This window comes from Pseudomonas sp. D4-21 (assembly GCF_051132125.1).
Taxonomy (GTDB): Bacteria; Pseudomonadota; Gammaproteobacteria; order Pseudomonadales; family Pseudomonadaceae; genus Aquipseudomonas.
On sequence record NZ_CP071664.1, the window covers coordinates 4,995,125 to 5,021,257 of the forward strand.

32 protein-coding genes are annotated in these 26,133 nt (G+C 56.1%); all 32 read right to left on the bottom strand.

Annotated features, from left to right (window positions below; genetic code table 11):
- Positions 1 to 18: 18 nt before the first annotated feature.
- The 32 genes from secY to rplK all read right to left on the bottom strand — a co-directional run bounded on the left by secY (position 19) and on the right by rplK (position 26,081).
- A complete protein-coding gene (gene secY / locus J3Q04_RS22545; RefSeq protein ID WP_018612224.1) occupies positions 19 to 1,347 on the bottom strand; it encodes a preprotein translocase subunit SecY in 1,329 nt (442 codons plus the stop codon).
- Positions 1,348 to 1,785, bottom strand: a complete 438-nt coding sequence (rplO, locus tag J3Q04_RS22550) for a 50S ribosomal protein L15 (protein ID WP_003186032.1) — start codon at positions 1,783 to 1,785, stop codon at positions 1,348 to 1,350.
- Between the two features lie 3 nt (positions 1,786 to 1,788).
- Positions 1,789 to 1,965: a 50S ribosomal protein L30 gene (gene rpmD / locus J3Q04_RS22555; RefSeq protein WP_003176408.1), complete on the bottom strand. Its 177-nt coding sequence runs from the start codon at positions 1,963 to 1,965 to the stop codon at positions 1,789 to 1,791.
- A gap of 2 nt (positions 1,966 to 1,967) precedes the next feature.
- The gene (gene rpsE / locus J3Q04_RS22560; RefSeq protein ID WP_003186035.1) at positions 1,968 to 2,468 is read right to left on the bottom strand and encodes a 30S ribosomal protein S5; all 501 of its coding nucleotides are present in this window, start codon (positions 2,466 to 2,468) and stop codon (positions 1,968 to 1,970) included.
- A 3-nt stretch (positions 2,469 to 2,471) separates the two neighbouring features.
- Positions 2,472 to 2,822, bottom strand: coding sequence for a 50S ribosomal protein L18 (rplR, locus tag J3Q04_RS22565; RefSeq protein ID WP_003186037.1), 351 nt, complete (start codon positions 2,820 to 2,822; stop codon positions 2,472 to 2,474).
- A 10-nt stretch (positions 2,823 to 2,832) separates the two neighbouring features.
- Positions 2,833 to 3,366, bottom strand: coding sequence for a 50S ribosomal protein L6 (gene rplF / locus J3Q04_RS22570; RefSeq protein ID WP_003186039.1), 534 nt, complete (start codon positions 3,364 to 3,366; stop codon positions 2,833 to 2,835).
- Positions 3,367 to 3,378: 12 nt separating this feature from the next.
- Positions 3,379 to 3,771 carry a 30S ribosomal protein S8 gene (gene rpsH / locus J3Q04_RS22575; RefSeq protein WP_017848802.1) on the bottom strand — a complete coding sequence of 131 codons (393 nt, stop codon included), beginning with the start codon at positions 3,769 to 3,771 and terminating at the stop codon, positions 3,379 to 3,381.
- A gap of 210 nt (positions 3,772 to 3,981) precedes the next feature.
- Positions 3,982 to 4,287: a 30S ribosomal protein S14 gene (gene rpsN, locus J3Q04_RS22580; protein WP_003186042.1), complete on the bottom strand. Its 306-nt coding sequence runs from the start codon at positions 4,285 to 4,287 to the stop codon at positions 3,982 to 3,984.
- A 13-nt stretch (positions 4,288 to 4,300) separates the two neighbouring features.
- Entirely contained in the window at positions 4,301 to 4,840 is a 540-nt protein-coding gene (gene rplE / locus J3Q04_RS22585; RefSeq protein WP_030140492.1) for a 50S ribosomal protein L5, read from the bottom strand.
- 20 nt (positions 4,841 to 4,860) lie between these two features.
- The gene (gene rplX / locus J3Q04_RS22590) at positions 4,861 to 5,175 is read right to left on the bottom strand and encodes a 50S ribosomal protein L24 (RefSeq protein WP_003186046.1); all 315 of its coding nucleotides are present in this window, start codon (positions 5,173 to 5,175) and stop codon (positions 4,861 to 4,863) included.
- An 11-nt stretch (positions 5,176 to 5,186) separates the two neighbouring features.
- Positions 5,187 to 5,555, bottom strand: a complete 369-nt coding sequence (rplN, locus tag J3Q04_RS22595; protein ID WP_420767526.1) for a 50S ribosomal protein L14 — start codon at positions 5,553 to 5,555, stop codon at positions 5,187 to 5,189.
- A gap of 23 nt (positions 5,556 to 5,578) precedes the next feature.
- Entirely contained in the window at positions 5,579 to 5,845 is a 267-nt protein-coding gene (gene rpsQ / locus J3Q04_RS22600; RefSeq protein WP_003194644.1) for a 30S ribosomal protein S17, read from the bottom strand.
- Between the two features lie 2 nt (positions 5,846 to 5,847).
- A complete protein-coding gene (rpmC, locus tag J3Q04_RS22605) occupies positions 5,848 to 6,039 on the bottom strand; it encodes a 50S ribosomal protein L29 (protein WP_002555481.1) in 192 nt (63 codons plus the stop codon).
- The gene (gene rplP / locus J3Q04_RS22610) at positions 6,039 to 6,452 is read right to left on the bottom strand and encodes a 50S ribosomal protein L16 (protein ID WP_003186052.1); all 414 of its coding nucleotides are present in this window, start codon (positions 6,450 to 6,452) and stop codon (positions 6,039 to 6,041) included. The genes rpmC and rplP overlap by 1 nt, the downstream gene beginning before the upstream one ends.
- A 12-nt stretch (positions 6,453 to 6,464) precedes the next feature.
- The gene (gene rpsC / locus J3Q04_RS22615; protein WP_003176422.1) at positions 6,465 to 7,151 is read right to left on the bottom strand and encodes a 30S ribosomal protein S3; all 687 of its coding nucleotides are present in this window, start codon (positions 7,149 to 7,151) and stop codon (positions 6,465 to 6,467) included.
- Positions 7,152 to 7,164: 13 nt separating this feature from the next.
- A complete protein-coding gene (gene rplV, locus J3Q04_RS22620) occupies positions 7,165 to 7,497 on the bottom strand; it encodes a 50S ribosomal protein L22 (RefSeq protein WP_003103908.1) in 333 nt (110 codons plus the stop codon).
- A gap of 11 nt (positions 7,498 to 7,508) precedes the next feature.
- On the bottom strand, positions 7,509 to 7,784 hold the full coding sequence (gene rpsS / locus J3Q04_RS22625) for a 30S ribosomal protein S19 (RefSeq protein ID WP_002555486.1): 276 nt from the start codon (positions 7,782 to 7,784) through the stop codon (positions 7,509 to 7,511).
- A gap of 16 nt (positions 7,785 to 7,800) precedes the next feature.
- Complete coding sequence (gene rplB, locus J3Q04_RS22630; protein WP_007924198.1) at positions 7,801 to 8,625, bottom strand: 50S ribosomal protein L2; 825 nt, start codon at positions 8,623 to 8,625, stop codon at positions 7,801 to 7,803.
- A 14-nt stretch (positions 8,626 to 8,639) separates the two neighbouring features.
- Positions 8,640 to 8,939: a 50S ribosomal protein L23 gene (gene rplW / locus J3Q04_RS22635; RefSeq protein WP_002555488.1), complete on the bottom strand. Its 300-nt coding sequence runs from the start codon at positions 8,937 to 8,939 to the stop codon at positions 8,640 to 8,642.
- Positions 8,936 to 9,538: a 50S ribosomal protein L4 gene (rplD, locus tag J3Q04_RS22640; RefSeq protein WP_003186057.1), complete on the bottom strand. Its 603-nt coding sequence runs from the start codon at positions 9,536 to 9,538 to the stop codon at positions 8,936 to 8,938. The genes rplW and rplD overlap by 4 nt, the downstream gene beginning before the upstream one ends.
- Positions 9,539 to 9,550: 12 nt before the next feature.
- On the bottom strand, positions 9,551 to 10,186 hold the full coding sequence (rplC, locus tag J3Q04_RS22645; RefSeq protein WP_003186059.1) for a 50S ribosomal protein L3: 636 nt from the start codon (positions 10,184 to 10,186) through the stop codon (positions 9,551 to 9,553).
- A gap of 80 nt (positions 10,187 to 10,266) precedes the next feature.
- Positions 10,267 to 10,578 (bottom strand): 30S ribosomal protein S10, encoded by a 312-nt coding sequence (gene rpsJ, locus J3Q04_RS22650; protein WP_003186070.1) that lies wholly within the window; start codon positions 10,576 to 10,578, stop codon positions 10,267 to 10,269.
- 155 nt (positions 10,579 to 10,733) lie between these two features.
- Complete coding sequence (gene tuf, locus J3Q04_RS22655) at positions 10,734 to 11,927, bottom strand: elongation factor Tu (protein WP_339481469.1); 1,194 nt, start codon at positions 11,925 to 11,927, stop codon at positions 10,734 to 10,736.
- Between the two features lie 31 nt (positions 11,928 to 11,958).
- Positions 11,959 to 14,064: an elongation factor G gene (gene fusA / locus J3Q04_RS22660; RefSeq protein ID WP_434562044.1), complete on the bottom strand. Its 2,106-nt coding sequence runs from the start codon at positions 14,062 to 14,064 to the stop codon at positions 11,959 to 11,961.
- Positions 14,065 to 14,094: 30 nt separating this feature from the next.
- Positions 14,095 to 14,565: a 30S ribosomal protein S7 gene (rpsG, locus tag J3Q04_RS22665; protein WP_003186074.1), complete on the bottom strand. Its 471-nt coding sequence runs from the start codon at positions 14,563 to 14,565 to the stop codon at positions 14,095 to 14,097.
- A 102-nt stretch (positions 14,566 to 14,667) separates the two neighbouring features.
- Positions 14,668 to 15,039: a 30S ribosomal protein S12 gene (rpsL, locus tag J3Q04_RS22670; protein WP_003186084.1), complete on the bottom strand. Its 372-nt coding sequence runs from the start codon at positions 15,037 to 15,039 to the stop codon at positions 14,668 to 14,670.
- 216 nt (positions 15,040 to 15,255) lie between these two features.
- Positions 15,256 to 19,455, bottom strand: coding sequence for a DNA-directed RNA polymerase subunit beta' (gene rpoC / locus J3Q04_RS22675; protein WP_420767525.1), 4,200 nt, complete (start codon positions 19,453 to 19,455; stop codon positions 15,256 to 15,258).
- Positions 19,456 to 19,518: 63 nt separating this feature from the next.
- Entirely contained in the window at positions 19,519 to 23,592 is a 4,074-nt protein-coding gene (gene rpoB / locus J3Q04_RS22680; RefSeq protein WP_420767524.1) for a DNA-directed RNA polymerase subunit beta, read from the bottom strand.
- 220 nt (positions 23,593 to 23,812) lie between these two features.
- Positions 23,813 to 24,178: a 50S ribosomal protein L7/L12 gene (gene rplL / locus J3Q04_RS22685; RefSeq protein WP_007970414.1), complete on the bottom strand. Its 366-nt coding sequence runs from the start codon at positions 24,176 to 24,178 to the stop codon at positions 23,813 to 23,815.
- A 78-nt stretch (positions 24,179 to 24,256) separates the two neighbouring features.
- Positions 24,257 to 24,757, bottom strand: a complete 501-nt coding sequence (gene rplJ, locus J3Q04_RS22690) for a 50S ribosomal protein L10 (protein WP_003206099.1) — start codon at positions 24,755 to 24,757, stop codon at positions 24,257 to 24,259.
- 197 nt (positions 24,758 to 24,954) lie between these two features.
- On the bottom strand, positions 24,955 to 25,650 hold the full coding sequence (gene rplA / locus J3Q04_RS22695; RefSeq protein WP_030138521.1) for a 50S ribosomal protein L1: 696 nt from the start codon (positions 25,648 to 25,650) through the stop codon (positions 24,955 to 24,957).
- Positions 25,650 to 26,081 carry a 50S ribosomal protein L11 gene (rplK, locus tag J3Q04_RS22700; protein ID WP_003176435.1) on the bottom strand — a complete coding sequence of 144 codons (432 nt, stop codon included), beginning with the start codon at positions 26,079 to 26,081 and terminating at the stop codon, positions 25,650 to 25,652. The genes rplA and rplK overlap by 1 nt, the downstream gene beginning before the upstream one ends.
- Positions 26,082 to 26,133 lie beyond the last annotated feature (52 nt).

Here is a 26,133-nt window from a genome sequence, read left to right on the forward strand (position 1 = left end):
GAACCTTATGGACGCTACTCAGCGCAACATGCCGCTGCCGTAGCCCTTCAGGTTGGCTTTCTTCATCAGGGATTCGTACTGGTGCGAAACGAGGTGCGATTGTACTTGGGACATGAAGTCCATCACAACCACGACCACGATCAGCAACGAGGTCCCGCCAAGGTAGAACGGAACGTTTGCCGCAACCACCAGGAACTGGGGAAGCAAGCAGACGGCCGTCATGTAAAGAGCACCGAACAAGGTCAAACGAGTCAGAACGCCATCAATGTAGCGCGCAGACTGCTCACCAGGACGGATACCCGGAATAAAGGCACCGGACTTCTTCAGGTTTTCCGCTACGTCTTTCGGATTGAACATCAACGCCGTATAGAAGAAGCAGAAGAAAATAATCCCTGCACTAAACAGCAGAATATTCAACGGCTGACCAGGAGCGATCGACTGCGAGATGTCCTGCAACCAGCCCATACCTTCAGACTGGCCGAACCAGGCACCCAACGAAGCCGGGAACAGCAAGATGCTGCTCGCGAAAATGGCCGGGATAACACCGGCCATGTTCACCTTCAACGGCAAGTGGCTGGTCTGCGCAGCAAAAACCTTACGGCCCTGCTGACGCTTGGCGTAGTGAACAGCAATACGACGCTGACCACGCTCGATGAACACCACGAAACCGATAATCGCTACTGCCAGCAAACCGATGGCAACCAGAGCAAAGATGTTGATATCGCCCTGACGCGCAGACTCGAAAGACTGCCCGATCGCTCTCGGAAGACCGGCGACGATACCTGCGAAGATCAACATCGAGATACCGTTGCCAACACCACGCTCAGTAATCTGCTCACCCAGCCACATCATGAACATCGCGCCCGCCACAAAAGTGGTTACCGCGACGAAATGGAAGCCAAAGTCACCAGTGAACGCTACGCCCTGCCCCGCCAGACCGATGGACATGCCAACGGCCTGGACGAGAGCGAGGACGACAGTGAGGTAGCGGGTGTACTGGCTGATCTTGCGACGGCCAGCTTCACCTTCCTTCTTCAACTGCTCCAACTGCGGACTGACAGCGGACATCAGCTGCATGATGATCGATGCCGAAATGTACGGCATGATCCCCAGTGCAAAGATGCTCATCCGCTCCAGCGCGCCGCCGGAAAACATGTTGAACAAGCTAAGAATGGTCCCCTCATTCTGTCGAAACAGGTCCGCGAGTCGGTCCGGGTTGATACCTGGAACCGGGATGTGTGCGCCTATTCGGTAGACGATAATCGCCAGGAACAGAAAACGCAGACGAGCCCAGAGTTCAGACATACCGCCTTTGCCGAGCGCAGAGAGAGCACCTTGCTTAGCCATTTATTCCTCGAACTTGCCGCCAGCTGCTTCGATAGCCGCACGCGCACCTTTGGTGGCGCCGATTCCCTTTCCGATGGTGACAGCACGAGCAACTTCGCCCGACAGCATGATTTTCACACGCTGTACGTTCTGGTTGATCACGTTGGCATCCTTCAGGGACTGCACGGTGACGATGTCGCCGTCCACTTTGGCCAGCTCGGACAGACGCACTTCAGCGCGGTCCATGGCCTTCAGGGAAACGAAACCGAACTTCGGCAGGCGACGATGCAGCGGCTGTTGACCGCCTTCAAAGCCTGGAGCGATGGTGCCACCGGAGCGGGAGGTCTGACCTTTGTGGCCACGGCCACCGGTCTTGCCCAAACCACTACCGATACCACGGCCCGGACGATGCTTTTCGCGACGGGAACCCGGCGCTGGACTCAGATCATTGAGTTTCATCGATTAACCCTCGACACGCAGCATGTAGTAAGCCTTGTTGATCATCCCGCGATTCTCGGGAGTATCCTGGACTTCTACAGTGTGACCGATGCGACGCAGACCCAGACCCTTAACGCACAGTTTGTGGTTAGGGATGCGGCCGGTCATGCTTTTGATCAGCGTAACTTTTACGGTAGCCATGATCAGAAGATCTCCTTGACGCTTTTGCCACGCTTGGCGGCAATGGATTCAGGAGACTGCATTGCTTTCAAACCCTTGAAAGTGGCGTGAACCACGTTTACTGGGTTAGTCGAGCCGTAGCACTTGGCCAGAACGTTCTGAACGCCAGCAACTTCGAGGACAGCACGCATAGCGCCACCAGCGATGATACCGGTACCTTCAGAAGCAGGCTGCATGTACACCTTCGAAGCGCCATGGGCAGACTTCATTGCGTACTGCAGGGTGGTGCCGTTCAGATCAACCTGGATCATGTTGCGGCGAGCAGCTTCCATTGCCTTCTGGATCGCAGCAGGCACTTCACGCGACTTGCCACGGCCGAAGCCAACACGGCCCTTACCATCACCTACCACGGTCAACGCGGTGAAAGTGAAGATACGGCCGCCTTTAACGGTTTTGGCTACGCGGTTAACTTGAACCAGCTTCTCGATGTAGCCTTCGTCGCGCTTTTGGTCGTTATTTGACATAACTTAGAACTCCAGCCCAGCTTCACGAGCAGCATCAGCCAGCGCCTTGACGCGGCCGTGGTACTTGAAGCCAGAGCGGTCGAAAGCCACCTGCGAGACGCCAGCGGCTTTAGCACGCGTAGCGACCAGCTGGCCAACCTTAGTGGCCGCGTCGATGTTGCCAGTGGCGCCATCACGCAGTTCTTTATCCAAAGTCGAGGCACTTGCCAGGACTTTGTTGCCGTCGGCCGAAATGACCTGGGCGTAGATGTGCTGCGACGAGCGGAACACGCAGAGACGCACGACTTCGAGTTCGTGCATTTTCAGGCGTGCTTTGCGAGCGCGACGCAGTCGAGTAACTTTTTTGTCGGTCATTTGCTATGCCCTACTTCTTCTTGGCTTCTTTACGACGGACGACTTCGTCCGCGTAGCGCACACCTTTGCCTTTGTACGGCTCTGGTGGACGGAAGTCGCGGATCTCGGCGGCCACTTGACCTACCAGCTGCTTGTCGATGCCCTTGATCAGGATATCGGTCTGGCTAGGAGTCTCAGCGGTGATGCCTTCCGGCAGTTCATAATCCACTGGGTGCGAGAAGCCAAGAGCCAGGTTCAGCACTGTGCCTTTTGCTTGCGCTTTGTAACCAACACCGACCAGCTGGAGCTTGCGCTCGAAGCCTTGGCTTACGCCTTGGACCATGTTGTTAACCAACGCACGAGTGGTACCAGCCATTGCGCGAGTCTGTTGATCGCCATTGCGAGCAGCGAAACGCAGCTCACCAGCTTCTTCAACGATCTCAACGGACGAATGGATGTTCAGTTGCAGAGTGCCCTTGGCACCCTTCACCGAAAGCTGTTGGCCTGCGAATTTGACTTCGACACCGGCTGGCAGCTTAACGGGGTTCTTAGCGACGCGTGACATGCTTATCCCCCCTTAGAACACAGTGCAAAGAACTTCGCCGCCGACACCGGCAGCGCGCGCAGCACGATCCGTCATCACACCTTTGTTGGTGGAGACGATAGACACGCCCAGGCCGCCACGAACTTTCGGCAGATCCTCAACGGACTTGTACTGACGCAGGCCAGGACGGCTAACGCGCTTCACTTCCTCGATGACCGGACGGCCTTCGAAGTACTTCAGCTCGATGGACAGCAGAGGCTTGATTTCGCTGCTGATCTGATAACCCGCAATGTAACCTTCGTCCTTCAGGACTTTGGCAACAGCTACCTTCAACGTGGAAGATGGCATGCTTACGACGGACTTTTCAGCCATCTGGGCATTACGGATACGAGTTAGCATGTCCGCTAACGGGTCCTGCATACTCATGGGCTAGACGCTCCTAATACACAAAAAATTAGCCTTTCGGCTAGTACGTGTCGCCGAGCGCATCCGCGCAATAAAAACACGGGCTCAGGCGAGCCGGGTATTCTAGACACACCCCAGAAATGAATCAAGCCCCAAAAGGGGCTTGATTCAAGTTCAAGGTCACCGGCGGTCAGGATCTCGCGACCCCGAACACCAGGACATTGACAGTGCTTACCAGCTGGCTTTGACCAGACCTGGAACGTCACCACGCATAGCGGCTTGACGCAGCATGTTACGGCCGAGGCCGAACTTGCGGTACACGCCGTGCGGACGACCAGTCAGGCGGCAGCGGTTACGCATGCGCGAGGCGCTGGCGTCACGTGGCTGCTTCTGCAGTGCTACGGTAGCTTCCCAACGCGCTTCTGGACTTGCGTTCAGATCAACGATGATAGCTTTCAGCGCTGCACGCTTGGTGGCGTACTTGGCAACGGTGAGCTGACGCTTCAGCTCACGGTTCTTCATGCTCTTCTTGGCCATTGTCCTACTCCAATCAGTTGCGGAACGGGAATTTGAAAGCACGCAGCAGCGCGCGACCTTCTTCATCCGTCCGAGCAGTGGTGGTCAGGGTAATGTCCAGACCGCGGAGAGCATCGATCTTGTCGTAATCGATTTCCGGGAAAATGATCTGCTCTTTCACGCCCATGCTGTAGTTGCCACGACCATCGAAGGACTTGGCATTCAGGCCGCGGAAGTCGCGAACCCGAGGCAGGGAGATCGACAGCAGACGATCCAGGAACTCGTACATACGCTCACGGCGCAGGGTCACTTTGACGCCGATCGGCCAACCTTCACGGACTTTAAAGCCAGCGATGGATTTCCGAGCGTAAGTCACAACGACTTTCTGACCGGTGATCTTTTCCAGGTCGGCAACGGCATGCTCGATGACTTTTTTGTCGCCGATCGCTTCGCCCAGACCCATGTTCAGGGTGATTTTGGTAACGCGCGGAACTTCCATCACGTTCGAAAGCTTAAGTTCTTCCTTAAGTTTCGGTGCGATTTCCTTCCGGTAAATCTCTTTTAGTCGTGCCATGGTCTTCTACCTAGCAGTGTTCAAGCATCAACCGCTTTTTGGGTCGACTTGAAGACACGAATTTTCTTACCGTCTTCTACTTTGAAACCAACGCGGTCAGCCTTGTTGGTTTCGCCGTTGAAGATGGCGACGTTGGAAGCGTGCAGTGGCGCTTCTTTCTCGACGATACCGCCTTGTACGCCCGACATCGGGTTAGGCTTGGTATGACGCTTGACCAGGTTCAGACCACCAACAACCAGACGGTTGTCAGCAAGAACCTTCAGCACCTTACCGCGCTTACCCTTGTCTTTGCCGGCGATCACGATGATCTCGTCGTCACGACGAATCTTTTGCATGTCGGATCTCCTTACAGCACTTCTGGGGCGAGCGAGACGATCTTCATGAACTTCTCAGTACGAAGTTCACGGGTCACTGGCCCAAAGATACGGGTGCCGATTGGCTCTTGCTTGTTGTTCAACAGAACAGCAGCGTTGCCATCAAAGCGGATGATGGAGCCGTCAGCACGACGAACACCGTGGCGAGTGCGGACTACGATAGCAGTCATCACTTGGCCTTTTTTCACCTTACCGCGAGGAATTGCTTCCTTGACGGTAACTTTGATGATGTCACCGATACCAGCGTAACGACGATGGGAGCCACCCAGCACCTTGATGCACATAACACGGCGAGCGCCGCTGTTATCGGCCACATCGAGCATGGATTGAGTCTGAATCATATAATTTCTCCGACCCCTAGCCCTTAGACTTCCACAGCGCGTTCGAGAACATCAACCAGCGCCCAAGACTTGGTCTTGGCCATCGGACGAGTCTCACGAATAGTGACCTTGTCGCCGATGTGGCACTGATTGGTTTCGTCGTGCGCGTGCAGCTTAGTCGAACGCTTAACGTATTTACCGTAGATCGGGTGCTTAACGCGACGCTCGATCAGAACGGTGATGGTTTTGTCCATCTTGTCGCTGACAACACGGCCAGTCAGCGTACGGACAGTTTTTTCGGCTTCAGCCATGATTACTTACCTGCCTGCTGGTTGAGCACAGTTTTCACGCGAGCGATGTCACGCTTAACTTGCGAGAGCAGATGAGACTGCCCCAACTGGCCAGTTGCTTTCTGCATACGCAGATTGAACTGGTCGCGCAGCAGGCCGAGCAGTTGCTCGTTCAGCTGCTGTGCTGATTTTTCACGAAGTTCATTCGCTTTCATCACATCACCGTCCGTTTAACAAAGGAGGTGGCGAGCGGCAGCTTTGCAGCAGCCAGGGCGAAAGCCTCACGCGCCAGCTCTTCAGAAACACCCTCGATTTCGTACAGGACTTTGCCTGGCTGAATCTGGGCAACCCAGTACTCCACGTTACCCTTACCTTTACCCATCCGAACTTCGAGTGGCTTCTTGGTGACAGGCTTGTCCGGGAATACACGGATCCAGATCTTGCCGCCACGTTTTACGTGACGGGTCAGAGCACGACGCGCTGACTCGATCTGACGAGCGGTGAGACGACCACGAGCAACAGACTTCAGCGCGAACTCGCCGAAGCTGACTTTGCTACCGCGCAATGCCAGGCCACGGTTGTGACCGGTCATCTGCTTGCGGAACTTCGTACGCTTTGGTTGCAACATTTGGCGTACCCCTTACTTAGCAGCTTTTTTACGAGGCGCTGGTGCTTGTGGCTTCAGTTCTTCTTGGCGACCACCAATTACTTCGCCTTTGAAGATCCAAACCTTTACACCGATCACACCGTAGGTGGTGTGAGCTTCGTAGTTGGCATAGTCGATGTCGGCACGCAGGGTGTGCAGTGGCACACGACCTTCGCGATACCATTCAGTACGTGCGATTTCAGCACCGCCGAGACGACCGCTCACTTGGATTTTGATGCCTTTGGCACCAATGCGCATTGCGTTCTGTACAGCGCGCTTCATAGCGCGACGGAACATTACACGGCGCTCCAGCTGCTGAGCTACGCTCTGCGCAACCAGCATACCGTCGAGTTCCGGCTTGCGGATCTCTTCGATATTGATGTGCACAGGCACACCCATTTGCTTGGTCAGGTCCTGACGCAGTTTCTCAACATCTTCACCTTTCTTCCCGATAACGATACCTGGGCGAGCGGTGTGGATGGTGATACGTGCAGTCTGAGCCGGACGATGGATATCGATACGGCTGACGGACGCGCTTTTTAGTTTGTCTTGGAGATACTCACGCACCTTCAGATCAGCGAACAAGTAGTCCGCATAAGTCCGGCCGTCTGCGTACCAGACGGAGGTGTGCTCCTTGACGATTCCCAGGCGAATGCCAATGGGATGTACTTTCTGACCCATCTCTTCGACTCCGTTACTTGTCAGCAACCTTGACAGTGATATGGCAAGACCGCTTGACGATGCGATCAGCACGGCCTTTGGCACGTGGCATGATGCGCTTCAGCGAACGCCCTTCGTTGACGAAAACGGTGCTGACCTTCAGGTCATCAACGTCTGCGCCTTCGTTATGCTCGGCGTTGGCTACGGCCGACTCCAGCACTTTTTTCATGATCTCGGCGGCTTTCTTACTGCTGAAAGCCAACAGGTTGAGCGCTTCGCCCACCTTCTTCCCGCGGATCTGGTCGGCGACCAAGCGGGCTTTCTGGGCGGAGATTCGAGCGCCCGACAACTTAGCGGCTACTTCCATTTCCTTACCCCTTAACGCTTGGCTTTCTTGTCAGCCACGTGCCCACGGTATGTGCGGGTACCGGCGAACTCGCCCAGTTTGTGGCCGACCATGTCTTCGTTCACGAGAACTGGGACGTGCTGGCGACCGTTGTGTACAGCGATGGTCAGACCGACCATTTGTGGCAGGATCATCGAACGGCGCGACCAGGTCTTAACTGGTTTGCGATCGTTCTTTTCCGCCGCCACTTCGATCTTCTTCAGTAGGTGAAGATCAATAAAAGGACCTTTTTTCAGAGAACGTGGCACTGTCGTATCCCTCTATTTACTTGCGACGACGGACGATCATTTTGTCGGTACGCTTATTACCACGAGTCTTCGCGCCCTTAGTCGGGAAGCCCCATGGCGATACCGGATGACGACCACCAGAGGTACGACCTTCACCACCACCATGTGGGTGGTCAACCGGGTTCATGGCAACACCACGAACGGTTGGGCGAACGCCACGCCAGCGCTTGGCACCAGCTTTACCCAACGAACGCAGGCTGTGCTCGGAGTTCGAGACTTCGCCCAGGGTCGCACGGCATTCAGCCAGTACTTTACGCATCTCACCAGAACGCAGACGCAGGGTCACGTAGACACCTTCACGAGCGATCAGCTGAGCCGAAGCACCAGCGGAACGAGCGATTTGCGCGCCTTTACCTGGCTTCAATTCGATGCCGTGTACGGTGCTACCAACTGGAATGTTACGCAGTTGCAGAGCGTTGCCCGGCTTGATCGGCGCCAAGGCACCTGCGATCAGCTGGTCGCCAGCGCTCACGCCTTTAGGGGCGATGATGTAGCGACGCTCGCCATCTGCGTACAGCAGCAGAGCGATGTGAGCAGTACGGTTTGGATCGTATTCGATACGCTCGACGGTGGCAGCGATGCCATCCTTGTCGTTGCGACGGAAGTCGACCAGACGATAATGCTGCTTATGACCACCACCAACGTGACGAGTGGTAATACGGCCATTGTTGTTACGACCACCAGACTTCGATTTTTTCTCGAGCAGCGGTGCGTGAGGAGCGCCTTTATGCAGCTCCTGGTTGACCACCTTGACCACAAAACGGCGGCCAGGGGAAGTCGGTTTGCATTTAACGATTGCCATGATGCACCCCTTCCTTACTCAGCACTGCTGCTGAAATCGAGATCTTGGCCTGGCTGAAGGGAGATAACTGCCTTCTTCCAGTCATTACGCTTGCCCAGACCGCGAGCAGTGCGCTTGCTCTTACCCAGAACATTCAGGGTAGTAACGCGCTCTACTTTGACGCTGAACAGGCTTTCGACGGCCTTCTTGATTTCCAGCTTGGTTGCATCGGTTGCAACCTTGAAAACGAACTGGCCTTTCTTGTCTGCCAGAACCGTAGCCTTCTCGGAAACGTGCGGGCCAAGCAGAACTTTAAATACGCGTTCCTGGTTCATCCCAGCAGCTCCTCGAATTTCTTCACGGCCGACACGGTGATCAACACCTTGTCGTATGCGATCAGACTGACCGGATCGGAACCCTGCACGTCACGAACGTCGACGTGTGGCAGGTTGCGAGCAGCCAGGTACAGGTTCTGATCAACAGCGTCAGACACGATCAGGACGTCAGTCAGACCCATGCCATTCAGCTTGTTCAGCAGATCTTTGGTTTTCGGTGCTTCAACAGCGAAGTCCTGAACCACGACCAGACGATCAGTACGCACCAGCTCAGCAAGGATGGAACGCATTGCTGCGCGGTACATCTTCTTGTTCAGCTTCTGGGAGTGATCCTGAGGACGAGCTGCGAAAGTGGTACCGCCGCCACGCCAGATTGGGCTACGGATTGTACCGGCACGAGCACGGCCAGTACCTTTCTGACGCCATGGGCGCTTACCGCCACCAGAAACGTCGGAACGGGTCTTTTGCTGCTTGCTACCTTGACGGCCGCCGGCCATGTAGGCCACGACTGCTTGGTGAACCAGCGTCTCGTTGAATTCGCCGCCAAATGTCAGTTCGGAAACTTCGATCGCTTGAGCGTCATTTACATTTAATTGCATGTCAGCTTCCCCTTAACCGCGAGCCTTGGCTGCTGGACGTACAACCAAGTTGCCGCCAGTAGCGCCAGGAACAGCGCCCTTGACCAACAACAGATTGCGTTCAGCGTCCACGCGCACTACTTCGAGGGACTGCACGGTCACGCGCTCAGCGCCCATATGACCGGACATTTTTTTGCCCTTGAATACACGACCAGGAGTCTGGCACTGGCCGATAGAGCCTGGAACGCGGTGGGATACGGAGTTACCGTGGGTGTTATCTTGCCCGCGGAAGTTCCAACGCTTGATCGTACCCTGGAAGCCTTTACCTTTGGACTGACCGGTTACATCAACCAGTTGACCAGCAGCGAAGATTTCAGCGTTGATCAGATCGCCGGCCTGGTACTCGCCTTCTTCAAGGCGGAATTCCATTACGGTACGACCAGCGGCTACGTTCGCCTTGGCGAAGTGGCCAGCTTGAGCAGCTGTTACACGCGAAGCGCGACGCTCGCCGACAGTGACTTGCACTGCACGATAGCCATCGGTCTCTTCAGTTTTGAACTGGGTGACGCGATTCGGCTCGATCTCAATGACCGTGACCGGAATGGAGACACCTTCTTCGGTGAAAATACGGGTCATACCGCATTTACGACCGACTACACCAATAGTCATGTTGTAAACCTCATGAGTGTACGGGGCTTTCACCCGCTATGGCCGCCCATTTCAGAGCGTTACACGACTAAGACCGAGTCTTAGCCGAGGCTGATCTGCACTTCCACACCGGCCGCAAGATCAAGCTTCATAAGAGCATCAACGGTTTTATCCGTTGGCTGGACGATGTCCAGAACGCGCTTATGAGTACGGATCTCGTACTGGTCACGCGCGTCTTTGTTGACGTGCGGGGAGACCAGAACGGTGAACCGCTCTTTACGGGTAGGCAGTGGAATTGGACCACGCACTTGAGCACCAGTACGTTTCGCGGTTTCCACGATTTCCTGGGTGGATTGGTCGATCAGGCGATGGTCAAAAGCCTTCAACCTGATACGGATTTGCTGATTTTGCATTGGATTTCAGACTCCGGCTGCTATTCCCACCGGGCGCAATACGCCCGTTAAAAGGAGGCGCAATTCTATAGACGCCCCTGATAGGTGTCAACCTAATAAAAAAGCCCCCGCTAAGCGGGGGCTTTCCTGTTCATCGAGTCGACTCTGAAAGAGTCTTATTCGATGACTTTGGCTACGACGCCAGCGCCGACGGTACGACCGCCTTCACGGATAGCGAAACGCAGGCCGTCTTCCATCGCGATGGTCTTGATCAGAGTGACAGTCATCTGAATGTTGTCACCTGGCATTACCATTTCAACGCCTTCTGGCAGCTCGCAGTTACCAGTCACGTCAGTTGTACGGAAGTAGAACTGTGGACGGTAGCCTTTGAAGAACGGAGTGTGACGACCGCCTTCTTCCTTGCTCAGAACGTAGACTTCTGCGGTGAACTTGGTGTGCGGCTTGACAGTGCCTGGCTTGACCAGAACCTGGCCACGCTCAACGTCGTCACGCTTGGTGCCGCGCAGCAGTACGCCGCAGTTCTCGCCAGCACGACCTTCGTCGAGCAGCTTGCGGAACATTTCAACGCCGGTGCAGGTAGTTTTCTGAGTGTCGCGCAGACCGACGATCTCAACTTCTTCCTGGATACGGACGATGCCACGCTCAACACGACCAGTCACAACAGTACCGCGACCGGAGATCGAGAATACGTCTTCGATTGGCATCAGGAACGGCTTGTCGATAGCACGCTCTGGCTCTGGGATGTAGCTGTCCAGAGTTTCCACCAGCTTCTTGACAGCAGTGGTGCCCATTTCGTTGTCGTCTTGGCCGTTCAGAGCCATCAGAGCCGAACCGATGATGATTGGAGTGTCATCACCTGGGAAGTCGTAAGTGCTCAGCAGGTCGCGCACTTCCATCTCAACCAGTTCCAGCAGCTCAGCGTCGTCAACCATGTCAGCCTTGTTCAGGAAGACAACGATGTACGGAACGCCTACCTGACGGGACAGCAGGATGTGCTCACGGGTTTGTGGCATCGGACCATCAGCGGCCGAGCAAACCAGGATCGCGCCGTCCATCTGGGCAGCACCGGTGATCATGTTTTTTACGTAGTCGGCGTGACCTGGGCAGTCAACGTGTGCGTAGTGACGCACGGACGAATCGTATTCAACGTGAGCGGTGTTGATGGTGATACCGCGAGCTTTCTCTTCCGGGGCGCTGTCGATCTTGTCGAAGTCAACCTTGGCCGAACCGAAAACTTCGGAGCAGACACGGGTCAGAGCAGCGGTCAGGGTAGTTTTACCGTGGTCAACGTGGCCGATGGTGCCAACGTTGACGTGCGGTTTGTTCCGTTCAAATTTTTCTTTAGCCACGACAATTAACTCCTAGCTTAAAGGGGCTGGATCAGCCTTGCTTTTTGGTAACAGTCTCGACGATATGCGACGGAGCTGTATTGTATTTTTTGAATTCCATAGAGTAGCTTGCGCGACCCTGAGACATGGAGCGAACGTCGGTTGCGTAACCGAACATCTCACCCAACGGAACCTCGGCGCGGATAACCTTGCCGGAAACCGTATCTTCCATACCCAGAATCATGCCACGACGACGGTTAAGGTCGCCCATGACATCACCCATGTAGTCTTCAGGCGTAACGACTTCTACCGCCATGATAGGTTCAAGCAACTCACCACCGCCCTTCTGGGCCAGTTGCTTGGTAGCCATGGAAGCAGCCACCTTAAACGCCATCTCGTTGGAGTCGACGTCGTGGTAAGAACCGTCGAACACAGTCGCCTTCAGGCCGATCAGCGGATAGCCGGCAACAACGCCGTTCTTCATCTGCTCTTCGATACCTTTCTGGATCGCCGGGATGTATTCCTTAGGAACCACACCACCAACGACTTCGTTCAGGAATTGCAGACCTTCCTGACCTTCGTCAGCCGGTGCAAAACGGATCCAGCAATGACCGAACTGGCCACGACCGCCGGACTGGCGAACGAACTTGCCTTCGATTTCACAGCTCTTCGTGATGCGCTCACGATAGGAAACCTGAGGCTTACCGATGTTGGCTTCGACGTTGAACTCACGGCGCATCCGGTCAACTAGGATGTCCAGGTGCAGCTCGCCCATGCCGGAGATGATCGTCTGACCAGTCTCTTCATCAGTCTTGACGCGGAAAGAAGGGTCTTCCTGAGCGAGCTTGCCCAGAGCGATACCCATTTTTTCCTGGTCGTCCTTGGTCTTAGGCTCAACGGCAACCGAGATAACCGGCTCCGGGAAGTCCATGCGAACCAGGATGATTGGCTTGTCAGCGTTGCACAAGGTTTCACCGGTGGTGACGTCCTTCATGCCGATCAAGGCCGCGATGTCGCCAGCGCGCACTTCCTTGATTTCTTCACGGGCGTTTGCGTGCATTTGCACCATACGACCCACGCGCTCTTTCTTGCCTTTTACCGAGTTGATCACGCCGTCGCCGGATGCCAACACGCCCGAGTAAACTCGAACGAAGGTCAAGGTACCCACGAATGGGTCAGTAGCGATCTTGAACGCCAAAGCCGCGAACGGCTCGTCGTCACTTGCGTGACGCTCCATTTCCTCTTCCTCGTTATCCGGGTTGGAACCCTTGATAGCAGGAATGTCGGTTGGAGCAGGCAGGAAGTCGATAACGGCGTCGAGAACCAGGGGAACGCCCTTGTTCTTGAAGGAAGAACCGCAAACAGCCAGAACGATCTCACCAGCGATAGTACGCTGACGCAGAGCGGCCTTGATTTCCTCGTTGGAGAGTTCTTCGCCCTCGAGGTACTTGTTCATCAGCTCTTCATTGGCTTCGGCCGCAGCCTCAACCATGTTGCTGCGCCATTGCTCAGCTTCTTCCAACAGCTCGGCAGGAATTTCCTTACGAACAGGGACCATGCCCTTGTCGGAGTCATTCCAGTACACGGCCTGCATGTTGATCAGGTCGATCTGGCCCTGGAAGTTGTCTTCCGAACCGATAGCGAGCTGGATAGGCACCGGAGTGTGACCCAGACGCTGCTTGATCTGACCGATCACGCGCAGGAAGTTGGCACCAGCACGGTCCATCTTGTTTACATAAACAAGACGTGGAACACCGTATTTGTTGGCCTGACGCCATACGGTTTCCGACTGAGGCTCAACGCCCGAAGTACCACAGAACACAACGACCGCGCCGTCGAGTACACGCAGGGAACGCTCAACTTCAATGGTGAAGTCTACGTGGCCCGGGGTATCGATAACGTTGAAGCGATGCTCGTGCGGGTACTGCTTCTCGGAACCTTTCCAGAAGGCGGTGATAGCAGCAGAAGTAATGGTAATACCACGCTCCTGCTCCTGAACCATCCAGTCTGTGGTCGCGGCGCCGTCATGCACCTCGCCCATTTTGTGACTTTTGCCGGTGTAAAAAAGGACGCGCTCGGTGGTGGTGGTCTTACCAGCATCCACGTGAGCAACGATACCGATGTTACGGTAGCGGTTAATCGGTGTAGTACGAGCCATAAAGCCCTCGCAAATTGAGTGACGCTAAAATTAGAAGCGGTAGTGCGAGAAAGCCTTGTTGGCTTCAGCCATACGGTGCACGTCTTCACGCTTCTTAACTGCAGCACCTTTACCTTCAGCAGCGTCCAACAGTTCACCAGCCAAACGCAGGGCCATGGACTTCTCGCCGCGCTTGCGGGCGAAGTCTACCAGCCAGCGCATTGCCAGGGCGTTACGACGGGAAGGACGAACTTCGACCGGAACCTGGTAAGTAGCACCGCCTACACGGCGCGACTTCACTTCGACCAGCGGAGCGATGGCGTCGAGAGCTTTCTCGAAGATTTCCAGGGGATCGCTGTTCTTGCGTTCCTTAACTTTGTCCAGTGCGCCATAAACGATACGTTCGGCAACGGCTTTCTTGCCGCTTTCCATAACGTGGTTCATGAACTTGGCGAGAATCTGGCTTCCGTATTTCGGATCGTCCAGAATCTCACGTTTGGCTGCTACGCGACGTCTTGGCATGATAAGCCCTCAAGCGGTCTTCAGGTTAGCCCGGGACAGCGGATGCGTGCCCGACCTTACTCTTATCGACTCAATAAAAATGAAAAACTGCAAAACGACCGATTACTTCGGACGCTTGGTACCGTACTTCGAGCGACCCTGGTTACGACCTTTAACGCCGGAAGTATCCAAAGAACCGCGGACGGTGTGGTAACGAACACCTGGCAAGTCTTTTACACGACCGCCGCGGATCAGTACCACGCTGTGCTCTTGCAGGTTGTGACCTTCACCACCGATGTACGAGGAAACCTCGAAACCGTTGGTCAGGCGCACACGGCATACTTTACGCAGTGCCGAGTTAGGTTTTTTCGGCGTGGTGGTATACACACGGGTGCATACGCCACGACGTTGCGGGCAGTTCTGCAGCGCAGGCACGTCGGATTTCTCGACGATACGCTTACGCGGCTGACGTACCAGCTGGTTGATAGTTGCCATCTACTAGCTCCACTGTTGTCTTGCGACGCTATTGTCTTACAAGAAAAGCAAAATGGCAGGAACGAATTCCCGCCAAATTTAGGGGATCAAGAGTCTAAAGAGGATCTTGTCCCCAGTCAAGGCAAGGCCCCGACCTCCCCGCCCACCGAATCTCGACAATTTGTCTCGATCCGCCGAACGGGATGGCCAGGGCCAGGCACTTAATCAACGCCGAACTCAGTTACCGCTCGAGTTCAGTGCTTCGGTCAGTGCAGCTTCCACTTCACTGGCGCTCACGCGCAGCGGCTTGTCTGCATCACGACGACGCTTGCGTTCGCTGTGATAGGCCAAACCGGTACCGGCCGGGATCAGACGACCCACGACCACGTTTTCTTTCAGGCCGCGCAAGTAGTCGCGCTTGCCGGTTACCGCCGCCTCGGTCAGTACGCGAGTGGTTTCCTGGAAGGAAGCCGCCGAGATGAACGATTCGGTGGACAGCGACGCCTTGGTGATACCCAGCAGTACGCGGGTGAACTTGGCAAGGAACTTGTCCTCGTTCGCCAGACGCTCGTTTTCCACCAGCACGTGAGTCAGTTCCATCTGGTCGCCCTTGATGAAGCTGGAGTCGCCAGACTCGGAGATCTCAACTTTACGCAGCATCTGACGCAGGATGGTCTCGATGTGCTTGTCGTTGATCTTCACGCCCTGCAGACGATAAACGTCCTGGATTTCGTTCACGATGTACTTGGCCAGCGCACTGACACCCAGCAGACGCAGGATGTCATGTGGATCGCTCGGACCGTCGGAGATAACTTCGCCGCGGTTTACCTGTTCGCCTTCGAAGACGTTCAGGTGACGCCACTTAGGAATCAGCTCTTCGTACGGATCGCTACCGTCGTTCGGGGTGATAACCAGGCGGCGCTTGCCCTTGGTTTCTTTACCGAACGCGATGGTGCCGCTGACTTCAGCCAGAATCGAGGCTTCTTTCGGACGACGAGCTTCGAACAAGTCGGCAACACGCGGCAGACCACCGGTGATGTCGCGGGTCTTCGAAGTTTCTTGCGGGATACGAGCGATAACATCACCGATCGCGATCCGCGCACCGTCCGCAACACCGACCAGGGCGTTGGCTGGCAGGAAGTACTGAGCGATTACGTCAGTACCTGGCAGCAACAGATCCTTGCCGTTGTCGTCGACCATCTTCACGGCCGGACGGATGTCCTTGCCTGCAGCTGGACGATCTTTTGCGTCGAGCACTTCGATGTTGGTCATACCGGTCAATTCGTCAGTCTGACGCTTGATCGTGATGCCTTCTTCCATGCCCACGTAGGTCACGGTACCTTTCATCTCGGTGACGATTGGGTGAGTGTGCGGATCCCACTTGGCCACGATGGCACCAGCGTCGACCTTGTCGCCTTCCTTCACCGAAATCACGGCACCGTACGGCAGCTTGTAGCGCTCGCGCTCACGACCGAAGTCGTCGGCAATCGCCAACTCACCGGAACGGGACACGGCGACCAGGTGACCGTCGACACGCTCAACATGCTTCAGGTTGTGCAGGCGGACAGTACCGCCATTCTTCACCTGAACGCTGTCGGCCGCGGAGGTCCGGCTTGCCGCACCACCGATGTGGAACGTACGCATGGTCAGCTGGGTACCCGGCTCACCGATGGACTGGGCAGCAATAACGCCGACCGCTTCACCGATGTTCACCTGGTGACCACGTGCCAGGTCGCGACCGTAGCACTTGGCGCAGATGCCGTAGCGGGTTTCACAGCTGATCGGCGAGCGCACGATCACTTCGTCGATGCTGTTGAGCTCGATGAATTCGACCCACTTCTCGTCAACCAGGGTGCCAGCAGGAACGATGACGTCCTCGGTACCCGGCTTGAATACGTCACGGGCGATGACACGACCCAATACGCGCTCACCCAGCGGCTCTACAACGTCACCGCCTTCGATGTGCGGAGTCATTACCAGGCCATGCTCGGTGCCGCAATCGATCTCGGTCACGACCAGATCCTGGGCAACGTCTACCAGACGACGAGTCAGGTAACCGGAGTTCGCCGTTTTCAACGCGGTATCCGCAAGACCCTTACGAGCACCGTGAGTGGAGATGAAGTACTGGAGTACGCTCAAACCTTCACGGAAGTTCGCAGTAATCGGGGTCTCGATGATGGAGCCGTCCGGCTTGGCCATCAGGCCACGCATACCGGCGAGCTGACGGATCTGCGCAGCAGAACCCCGCGCACCCGAGTCGGCCATCATGTACATCGAGTTGAAGGATTCCTGGTCGACTTCCTTGCCATGGCGGTCGATGACCTTCTCTTTCGAGAGGTTGGCCATCATGGCCTTGGATACTTCGTCGTTCGCCTTGGACCAGAGGTCGATCACCTTGTTGTACTTCTCGCCCTGGGTTACCAGGCCGGACGCGTACTGGCTTTCGATCTCTTTCACTTCTTCGGTGGCTGCACCGATGATGCGGGCTTTTTCATCAGGGATAACGAAGTCGTTAACACCGATGGAAACGCCGGAGATGGTCGAATAGGCAAAACCGGTGTACATCAACTGGTCAGCGAAGATCACGGTCTCTTTCAGACCAACCACGCGGTAGCACTGGTTGATCAGCTTGGAGATCGCCTTTTTCTTCATCGGCAGGTTGACGACATCGAAGGACAAGCCTTTCGGCACGACCTGGAACAGCAGCGCACGGCCGACGGTGGTGTCGACGATACGAGTGTTGGTCACGCTGTTGCCATCACGATCGTTTACGGTTTCGTTGATCCGCACCTTGACCTTGGCGTGCAGTGCGGCTTCGCCGGCACGGAACACACGGTCAACTTCCTGCAGGTCCGCGAACACACGACCTTCGCCCTTGGCGTTGATCGCTTCACGAGTCATGTAGTACAGACCCAATACAACGTCTTGGGACGGAACGATGATTGGCTCACCGTTGGCTGGCGACAGGATGTTGTTGGTCGACATCATCAACGCACGCGCTTCGAGCTGGGCTTCCAGCGTCAGCGGTACGTGCACGGCCATTTGGTCGCCGTCGAAGTCGGCGTTGTACGCAGCACAGACCAGCGGGTGCAGCTGGATAGCCTTACCTTCGATCAGTACCGGTTCAAACGCCTGGATACCCAGACGGTGAAGGGTCGGTGCACGGTTGAGCAGCACTGGGTGTTCGCGAATTACTTCGGCAAGAACGTCCCAGACCTCTGGCAGCTCGCGCTCGACCATCTTCTTGGCGGCCTTGATGGTGGTCGCAAGACCACGCATTTCCAGCTTGCCGAAGATGAACGGTTTGAACAGTTCCAGGGCCATTTTCTTTGGCAGGCCGCACTGGTGCAGACGCAGGGTCGGGCCTACGGTAATTACCGAACGACCGGAGTAGTCAACACGCTTACCGAGCAAGTTCTGACGGAAACGACCCTGCTTACCCTTGATCATGTCAGCCAGGGATTTCAGAGGACGCTTGTTCGAACCGGTGATAGCGCGGCCACGACGACCGTTGTCGAGCAATGCGTCCACCGCTTCCTGCAACATACGCTTTTCGTTGCGCACGATGATGTCCGGAGCGGACAGATCGAGCAGGCGCTTCAAGCGGTTGTTACGGTTGATCACCCGACGATACAGATCGTTGAGGTCGGAAGTCGCGAAACGACCGCCATCGAGCGGAACCAGCGGACGCAGGTCTGGCGGCAGTACCGGCAGAACGGTCAGCACCATCCACTCTGGCAGGTTGCCGGAACCCTGGAAGGCTTCCATCAACTTCAGACGCTTGGACAGCTTCTTGATCTTGGTTTCGGAGTTGGTTTGCGGAATCTCTTCACGCAGACGACCAATCTCGTGCTCCAGGTCGATAGCGTGCAGCAGTTCGCGGACAGCTTCGGCACCCATGCGGGCATCGAAATCGTCGCCGAACTCTTCCAGCGCTTCGAAGTACTGTTCGTCGTTGAGCAGCTGACCTTTTTCAAGAGTGGTCATGCCTGGATCGATAACGACATAGCTCTCGAAGTAGAGAACGCGTTCGATATCACGCAGGGTCATGTCCATCAGCAGGCCGATACGGGACGGCAGCGATTTCAGGAACCAGATGTGGGCAACCGGCGAGGCCAGTTCGATGTGTGCCATGCGCTCACGACGAACTTTTGCCAGCGCGACTTCAACGCCGCACTTCTCGCAGATCACGCCGCGATGCTTCAAGCGCTTGTACTTACCGCACAGGCACTCGTAATCCTTTACCGGGCCAAAGATCTTGGCGCAGAACAGACCATCACGCTCGGGTTTGAACGTACGGTAGTTGATGGTTTCCGGTTTTTTTACTTCACCGAACGACCACGAACGGATCATCTCAGGCGAGGCCAATCCAATACGGATGGCGTCGAACTCTTCGACTTGACCCTGGTTTTTCAGCAAATTCAGTAGGTCTTTCAAGGCCTTTCCTCCTGGCGGAGCAGAGAGCGGGCAAACAGCCCCGCTCTCGATTCGCGTCACGTGTTATTCGGTTTCCAGATCGATATCGATGCCGAGGGAACGAATTTCCTTGATCAACACGTTGAAGGACTCGGGCATGCCCGGCTCCATACGGTGATCGCCGTCCACGATGTTTTTGTACATCTTGGTCCGGCCGTTCACATCGTCCGACTTCACTGTGAGCATTTCTTGCAGAGTGTATGCAGCACCGTATGCTTCCAGTGCCCAGACCTCCATCTCCCCGAAACGCTGACCACCGAACTGCGCCTTACCACCCAGCGGCTGCTGGGTAACCAGGCTGTAAGAACCGGTAGAACGAGCGTGCATCTTGTCGTCTACCAAGTGGTTCAGCTTCAGCATGTACATGTAGCCAACGGTAACCGGACGCTCGAACTTGTTGCCGGTACGACCATCGAACAGCTGCATCTGGCCGCTTTCTGGCAGGTCCGCCAGTTTCAGCATGGCCTTGATTTCGCTTTCCTTGGCACCGTCGAACACCGGGGTAGCCATTGGAACGCCGCCGCGCAGGTTCTTCGCCAAGTCCAGGATTTCCTGGTCGGAGAAGGTGTCCAGCTCTTCGTTGCGCCCGCCGATCTCGTTGTAGATCTCGTGCAGGAACTTACGCAGATCAGCGACCTTGCGCTGCTCTTCGATCATGCGGTTGATCTTCTCGCCCAACCCTTTGGCCGCGAGGCCCAGGTGAGTTTCGAGAATCTGACCAACGTTCATACGCGAAGGTACGCCCAACGGGTTGAGAACCACATCGACCGGGGTGCCATTGGCATCGTGCGGCATGTCTTCAACCGGCATGATCACGGAGACCACACCCTTGTTACCGTGACGACCGGCCATCTTGTCGCCCGGCTGGATGCGACGACGGATTGCCAGGTAAACCTTGACGATTTTCAGCACGCCTGGAGCCAGGTCATCGCCCTGCTGCAGTTTGCGCTTCTTGTCTTCGAACTTGTCGTCCAGCAGACGGCGGCGATCAACGATATAGGCCTGGGCCTTCTCGAGCTGCTCGTTCAGAGCATCTTCAGCCATGCGCAGCTTGAACCACTGGCCATGCTCAAGACCGTCGAGGACTTCGTCGGTGATCTCCTGACCTTTCTTCAGGCCGGCGCCGCCTTCGGCTTTGTGGCCGACCAGGGCGGAGCGCAGACGCTCGAAAGTCGCGCCTTCGACGATACGGAACTCTTCGTTCAGGTCCTTGCGGATCTCGTCGAGCTGAGTCTTCTCGATCGACAGTGCGCGAGCGTCACGCTCAACGCCGTCGCGGGTAAAGACCTGTACGTCAATGACGGTACCCTTGGTGCCGGTAGGCACGCGCAGGGAGGTGTCTTTCACGTCGCTGGCTTTTTCACCGAAGATCGCACGCAGCAGCTTCTCTTCCGGAGTCAGTTGGGTCTCGCCTTTCGGAGTGACCTTGCCGACCAGGATGTCGCCCGCGCCTACTTCAGCACCTACGTAAACGATACCGGCTTCGTCCAGCTTGTTCAGTGCAGCTTCACCCACGTTCGGGATGTCCGCAGTGATTTCCTCTGGGCCAAGCTTGGTGTCACGAGCCACACAGGTCAGTTCCTGGATGTGGATCGTGGTGAAGCGGTCTTCCTGGACCACACGCTCGGACAGGCAGATGGAGTCTTCGAAGTTGAAGCCGTTCCATGCCATGAACGCGATGCGCATGTTCTGACCCAGCGCCAGTTCACCCATGTCGGTGGACGGGCCGTCGGCCATGATGTCGCTGCGCTGAACCCGATCACCTTTGCTGACCAGCGGACGCTGGTTGATGCAGGTGTTCTGGTTGGAGCGGGTGTACTTGGTCAGGTTGTAGATGTCGACACCGGCTTCGCCCGGCTCTACTTCGTCATCGGCAACACGAACCACGATACGGCTGGCGTCGACGGAATCGATCACACCGCCACGACGAGCCACGACGCAAACGCCGGAGTCGCGCGCAACGTTGCGCTCCATGCCAGTACCTACCAGTGGCTTATCGGCACGCAGGGTCGGTACAGCCTGACGCTGCATGTTCGAACCCATCAACGCACGGTTGGCGTCGTCGTGCTCGAGGAACGGGATCAGCGACGCTGCAACCGACACTACCTGCTTCGGCGATACGTCCATCAAGGTGACGTCTTCCGGCGCCTTGACGGTGAACTCGTTCAAGTGACGAACAGCTACCAGCTCGTCGGTCAGGACTTTCTTGTCGTTCATCGTGGCCGAAGCCTGAGCGATCACGTGATCAGCCTCTTCGATGGCAGACAGGAACACGATCTCGTCGGTGACCAGGGCGTCTTTCACCACACGGTACGGGCTTTCGAGGAAGCCATACTGGTTGGTGCGCGCATAGGCGGCCAAAGAGTTGATCAGACCGATGTTCGGACCTTCCGGCGTTTCGATCGGGCATACACGACCGTAGTGAGTCGGGTGTACGTCACGAACTTCGAAGCCTGCACGCTCACGGGTCAGACCGCCTGGGCCGAGTGCGGAAACACGACGCTTGTGGGTGATCTCGGACAGCGGGTTGTTCTGGTCCATGAACTGGGACAGCTGGCTCGAGCCGAAGAATTCCTTCACCGCCGCGGCCACTGGCTTGGCGTTGATCAGGTCTTGCGGCATCAGGCCTTCGCTTTCAGCCATCGACAGGCGTTCCTTGACCGCGCGCTCTACGCGCACCAGGCCAACACGGAACTGGTTTTCGGCCATTTCGCCTACGCAGCGAACGCGACGGTTACCCAGGTGGTCGATGTCATCGACGATGCCTTTGCCGTTACGGATGTCGACCAAGGTCTTGAGCACCGCAACGATGTCATCCTTGTTCAGCACGCCCGAACCTTCGATCTCGGTACGACCGATACGACGGTTGAACTTCATCCGGCCGACCGCGGAGAGGTCATAGCGCTCAGGGCTGAAGAACAGGTTGTTGAACAGGGTCTCGGCAGCATCCTTGGTTGGCGGCTCGCCAGGACGCATCATGCGATAGATCTCGACCAGGGCTTCCAGCTGGTTGCCAGTGGAGTCGATCTTCAGCGTGTCGGAGATGAACGGACCGCAGTCGATGTCGTTGGTGTACAGGGTCTCGATACGAACGACCTGAGCCTTGACGATCTTCGCCAGGATCTCGACGGTGAGCTCGGTATTGCACTCAGCGATGATCTCGCCGGTGGCTGGATGCACGATGACCTTGGCGGTGGTGCGACCCAGGACGTAGTCCATCGGCACCTGCAGCTCTTTGATACCGGCTTTTTCCAGCTGGTTGATGTGGCGAGCAGTAATACGACGGCCTTGCTCGACAATAACCTTGCCCTTGTCGTCCTGGATATCCAGGACCGCGATTTCACCGCGCAGGCGCTGAGGCACCAACTCCAGGCTCAGGTTCTCACCTTGCACATGGAAGACGTTGGTGGTGTAGAACGCGTCCAGCACTTCTTCGGTCGTATAGCCGAGCGCGCGCAGCAGTACCGATGCAGGCAGCTTGCGACGACGGTCAATACGCACGAATACGCAGTCTTTCGGGTCGAACTCGAAGTCCAGCCACGAACCGCGGTAAGGAATGATGCGCGCGGAGTAGAGCAGTTTGCCGGAACTGTGCGTCTTACCACGGTCGTGGTCGAAGAACACGCCCGGGGAACGGTGCAGCTGGGAAACGATTACACGCTCGGTACCGTTGATTACGAAGGTACCGTTCTCAGTCATCAGGGGGATTTCACCCATGTAGACTTCTTGCTCTTTGATGTCCTTGATCGCTTTATTCGACGATTCTTTGTCGAAAATGATCAGGCGCACTTTTACCCGCAAAGGTACGGCGTAAGTAACACCGCGCAATACGCATTCTTTGACATCAAATGCCGGTTCGCCCAGGCGATAACCGACGTACTCCAGCGCAGCATTGCCGGAGTAGCTGATGATCGGGAAAACGGATTTGAAGGCCGCATGCAGGCCCACGTCGCGGAACTGATCTTTAGTCGCTCCCGCTTGCAAGAATTCACGATACGAATCCAGCTGGATGGCCAGGAGGTACGGCACATCCATGACGTCCGGCAACTTGCTAAAGTCCTTGCGGATACGTTTTTTCTCAGTATATGAGTAAGCCATCAGCGTTCCCCAGCTTGGTCACCTGCTTGTTTGGCCCCTCCCGACGGGAGCAGCCAGAAAATCGTGCAAACCCCATGGTTTGCGCCACCACATCGGGTGGTTACAGCTCGCGATCAGCACCGACCCAGTCGGCTGCCAATAACGGAAAAAGGCCGGTGGCAAGAGCCACCAGCCATCAGCCTGTCGCTTAACGCTCGGGCTGGAGACGCAAAGTCGATGCTTACTTCAGCTCGACTTTAGCGCCTGCTTCTTCCAGTGCTGCTTTGGCTTTGTCAGCTGCGTCTTTGGCAACAGCTTCCAGAACCATGGCAGGAGCGCCGTCAACTACAGCCTTGGCTTCTTTCAGGCCCAGACCGGTCAGTTCACGTACTGCCTTGATCACGTTTACTTTCTTCTCGCCAGCTTCGGTCAGCATGACGTTGAATTCGGTTTGCTCTTCAGCAACGGCAGCGGCAACAGCTGGACCAGCGGAAGCAGCAGCAGCGGTAACACCGAATTTTTCTTCGAAAGCTTTGATCAGCTCAACAACTTCCATTACGGACATGTTGCCAACGGCTTCGAGGATATCGTTTTGAGAGATAGACATGACTCTAAATTCCTGGATTGGGGGACGGCCTACGCGACCATCGAAATAAACAAAAAACGCGAAAAGGAGTGTCGAGCCTTAGGCTGCGGCAGCTTCTTTCTGGTCGCGCAGTGCCGCCAGAGTACGAGCCAACTTGCTGGTAGCGCCTTGAATCACGCTCATCAGCTGGGAGATTGCTTCGTCACGGGTCGGCAGAGTTGCCAGTACGTCGATCTGGTTAGCTGCGAGGAACTTGCCCTCGAACGCAGCTGCCTTAATCTCGAACTTGTCCTGACCTTTGGCGAATTCCTTGAACAAACGGGCAGCAGCGCCAGGATGTTGGGTGGAGAACGCGATCAAGGTCGGGCCGGTGAACACGTCGTTGAGGACACTGTATTCAGTGTCAGCAACAGCGCGCTTGAGCAGGGTGTTACGTACTACACGTACGTAAACGCCAGCTTCACGAGCCTCTTTACGGAGTCCGGTCATAGCGCCTACTGTTACGCCACGGGCATCAGCCACGACAGCGGACAGAGCAGCTTTGGCAGCCTCGTTGACTTCAGCGACGATGGCCTTCTTGTCTTCGAGTTTAATTGCCACGGGTTTAACTCCTGCTTGTTACCGTTTCATCCGATCGAAACCGAATGTCGTTTTGGTGTCTGATTCGGTAAGGAACCGGGAGCACCATCTGCGTAGGCTTGTGGTTTAAGACTTTCGTCGCCTACGGTCTTGGACAGCCCCCGCCAGGCAGGGACCCCAATATTTGATTGGCGCAATCGCTTGCGCCAACCTTTGTCTTACGCGTCGAGCGAGCTCTGATCGATGATCAGACCTGGGCCCATAGTGGTGCTCAGGGTAACGCGCTTGACGTAGATACCTTTCGAAGAAGCTGGCTTGATGCGCTTCAGATCAGCGATCAGAGCTTCAACGTTTTCCTTCAGCTTGACGGCGTCGAAGCCGATTTTGCCAACGGAAGTGTGAATGATGCCGTTCTTGTCGGTGCGATAACGAACCTGACCGGCCTTGGCGTTTTTAACCGCGGTGGCTACGTCTGGGGTTACGGTGCCGACTTTAGGGTTAGGCATCAGACCACGTGGACCGAGGATCTGACCCAACTGGCCTACAACGCGCATGGCATCCGGGGATGCGATCACGACGTCATAGTTCAGGTCGCCGCCTTTCATTTCAGCAGCCAGATCGTCCATGCCTACGCGATCAGCACCAGCGGCCAGAGCAGCTTCAGCTGCTGGGCCCTGGGTGAACACGGCAACACGAACAGTCTTGCCAGTGCCGTGTGGCAGCACGGTAGCGCTACGTACGACCTGGTCGGATTTACGTGGGTCAACGCCCAGGTTAACAGCAACGTCGAACGACTCGCTGAACTTGACAGTCGACAGCTCGGCCAGCAGAGCGGCGGCGTCTACAAAGTTGTAGGCCTTGCCTGCTTCGATTTTGCCGGCGATAGCCTTTTGACGCTTGGTCAGCTTAGCCATTACACACCCTCCACGTTAAGGCCCATGCTACGAGCAGAACCGGCGATAGTACGCACGGCTGCATCCATATCAGCTGCAGTCAGATCCGCGTTTTTGGTTTTCGCGATTTCTTCCAGCTGAGCACGGGTAACGGTGCCAACCTTAACGGTGTTTGGACGAGCGGAACCGCTGGTCAAACCTGCAGCCTTCTTCAGCAGAACCGAAGCAGGGGTGCTTTTTGTTTCGAAAGTGAAGCTGCGGTCGCTGTAGACAGTGATGATCACTGGAGTCGGCAGACCTGGCTCAAGACCCTGAGTACGGGCGTTGAAAGCCTTGCAGAATTCCATGATGTTCACGCCGTGCTGACCCAGTGCAGGACCAACAGGTGGGCTTGGGTTAGCCTGAGCGGCCTTCACTTGCAGCTTGATGTAAGCGGTAATCTTCTTGGCCATGAGGCACTCCAATTACGGGTTCGAACGCCTCGAAAGGCTCCCCGGTTGCTTG

What these genes read in the sequence shown, in the direction of transcription:
- rpoB (WP_420767524.1), bottom strand. Translation starts at nt 23,592, where the DNA reads ATGGCTTACTCATATACTGAGAAAAAACGTATCCGCAAGGACTTTAGC.
- rpmD (WP_003176408.1), bottom strand. Translation starts at nt 1,965, where the DNA reads ATGGCTACCGTAAAAGTTACGCTGATCAAAAGCATGACCGGCCGCATC.
- rplB (WP_007924198.1), bottom strand. Translation starts at nt 8,625, where the DNA reads ATGGCAATCGTTAAATGCAAACCGACTTCCCCTGGCCGCCGTTTTGTG.
- rpsQ (WP_003194644.1), bottom strand. Translation starts at nt 5,845, where the DNA reads ATGGCTGAAGCCGAAAAAACTGTCCGTACGCTGACTGGCCGTGTTGTC.
- rplP (WP_003186052.1), bottom strand. Translation starts at nt 6,452, where the DNA reads ATGTTGCAACCAAAGCGTACGAAGTTCCGCAAGCAGATGACCGGTCAC.
- rpsC (WP_003176422.1), bottom strand. Translation starts at nt 7,151, where the DNA reads ATGGGTCAGAAAGTACATCCCATTGGCATTCGCCTGGGAATCGTCAAG.
- rplD (WP_003186057.1), bottom strand. Translation starts at nt 9,538, where the DNA reads ATGCAATTAAATGTAAATGACGCTCAAGCGATCGAAGTTTCCGAACTG.
- rplO (WP_003186032.1), bottom strand. Translation starts at nt 1,785, where the DNA reads ATGAAACTCAATGATCTGAGTCCAGCGCCGGGTTCCCGTCGCGAAAAG.
- rplE (WP_030140492.1), bottom strand. Translation starts at nt 4,840, where the DNA reads ATGGCACGACTAAAAGAGATTTACCGGAAGGAAATCGCACCGAAACTT.
- rplC (WP_003186059.1), bottom strand. Translation starts at nt 10,186, where the DNA reads ATGACTATTGGTGTAGTCGGTCGTAAATGCGGTATGACCCGTATTTTC.
- rplK (WP_003176435.1), bottom strand. Translation starts at nt 26,081, where the DNA reads ATGGCCAAGAAGATTACCGCTTACATCAAGCTGCAAGTGAAGGCCGCT.
- rpsL (WP_003186084.1), bottom strand. Translation starts at nt 15,039, where the DNA reads ATGGCAACTATCAACCAGCTGGTACGTCAGCCGCGTAAGCGTATCGTC.
- rpsE (WP_003186035.1), bottom strand. Translation starts at nt 2,468, where the DNA reads ATGTCAAATAACGACCAAAAGCGCGACGAAGGCTACATCGAGAAGCTG.
- rplA (WP_030138521.1), bottom strand. Translation starts at nt 25,650, where the DNA reads ATGGCTAAGCTGACCAAGCGTCAAAAGGCTATCGCCGGCAAAATCGAA.
- rpsJ (WP_003186070.1), bottom strand. Translation starts at nt 10,578, where the DNA reads ATGCAAAATCAGCAAATCCGTATCAGGTTGAAGGCTTTTGACCATCGC.
- rplX (WP_003186046.1), bottom strand. Translation starts at nt 5,175, where the DNA reads ATGCAAAAGATTCGTCGTGACGACGAGATCATCGTGATCGCCGGCAAA.
- rpsH (WP_017848802.1), bottom strand. Translation starts at nt 3,771, where the DNA reads ATGAGTATGCAGGACCCGTTAGCGGACATGCTAACTCGTATCCGTAAT.
- rplR (WP_003186037.1), bottom strand. Translation starts at nt 2,822, where the DNA reads ATGACCGACAAAAAAGTTACTCGACTGCGTCGCGCTCGCAAAGCACGC.
- secY (WP_018612224.1), bottom strand. Translation starts at nt 1,347, where the DNA reads ATGGCTAAGCAAGGTGCTCTCTCTGCGCTCGGCAAAGGCGGTATGTCT.
- rplV (WP_003103908.1), bottom strand. Translation starts at nt 7,497, where the DNA reads ATGGAAGTAGCCGCTAAGTTGTCGGGCGCTCGAATCTCCGCCCAGAAA.
- rplL (WP_007970414.1), bottom strand. Translation starts at nt 24,178, where the DNA reads ATGTCTATCTCTCAAAACGATATCCTCGAAGCCGTTGGCAACATGTCC.
- fusA (WP_434562044.1), bottom strand. Translation starts at nt 14,064, where the DNA reads ATGGCTCGTACTACACCGATTAACCGCTACCGTAACATCGGTATCGTT.
- rpsN (WP_003186042.1), bottom strand. Translation starts at nt 4,287, where the DNA reads ATGGCCAAGAAGAGCATGAAGAACCGTGAGCTGAAGCGTCAGCTCACC.
- rplW (WP_002555488.1), bottom strand. Translation starts at nt 8,939, where the DNA reads ATGAACCAGGAACGCGTATTTAAAGTTCTGCTTGGCCCGCACGTTTCC.
- rpsG (WP_003186074.1), bottom strand. Translation starts at nt 14,565, where the DNA reads ATGCCAAGACGTCGCGTAGCAGCCAAACGTGAGATTCTGGACGATCCG.
- rpmC (WP_002555481.1), bottom strand. Translation starts at nt 6,039, where the DNA reads ATGAAAGCGAATGAACTTCGTGAAAAATCAGCACAGCAGCTGAACGAG.
- rplN (WP_420767526.1), bottom strand. Translation starts at nt 5,555, where the DNA reads ATGATTCAGACTCAATCCATGCTCGATGTGGCCGATAACAGCGGCGCT.
- rplF (WP_003186039.1), bottom strand. Translation starts at nt 3,366, where the DNA reads ATGTCACGCGTCGCTAAGAACCCCGTTAAGCTGCCAGCCGGTGTCGAA.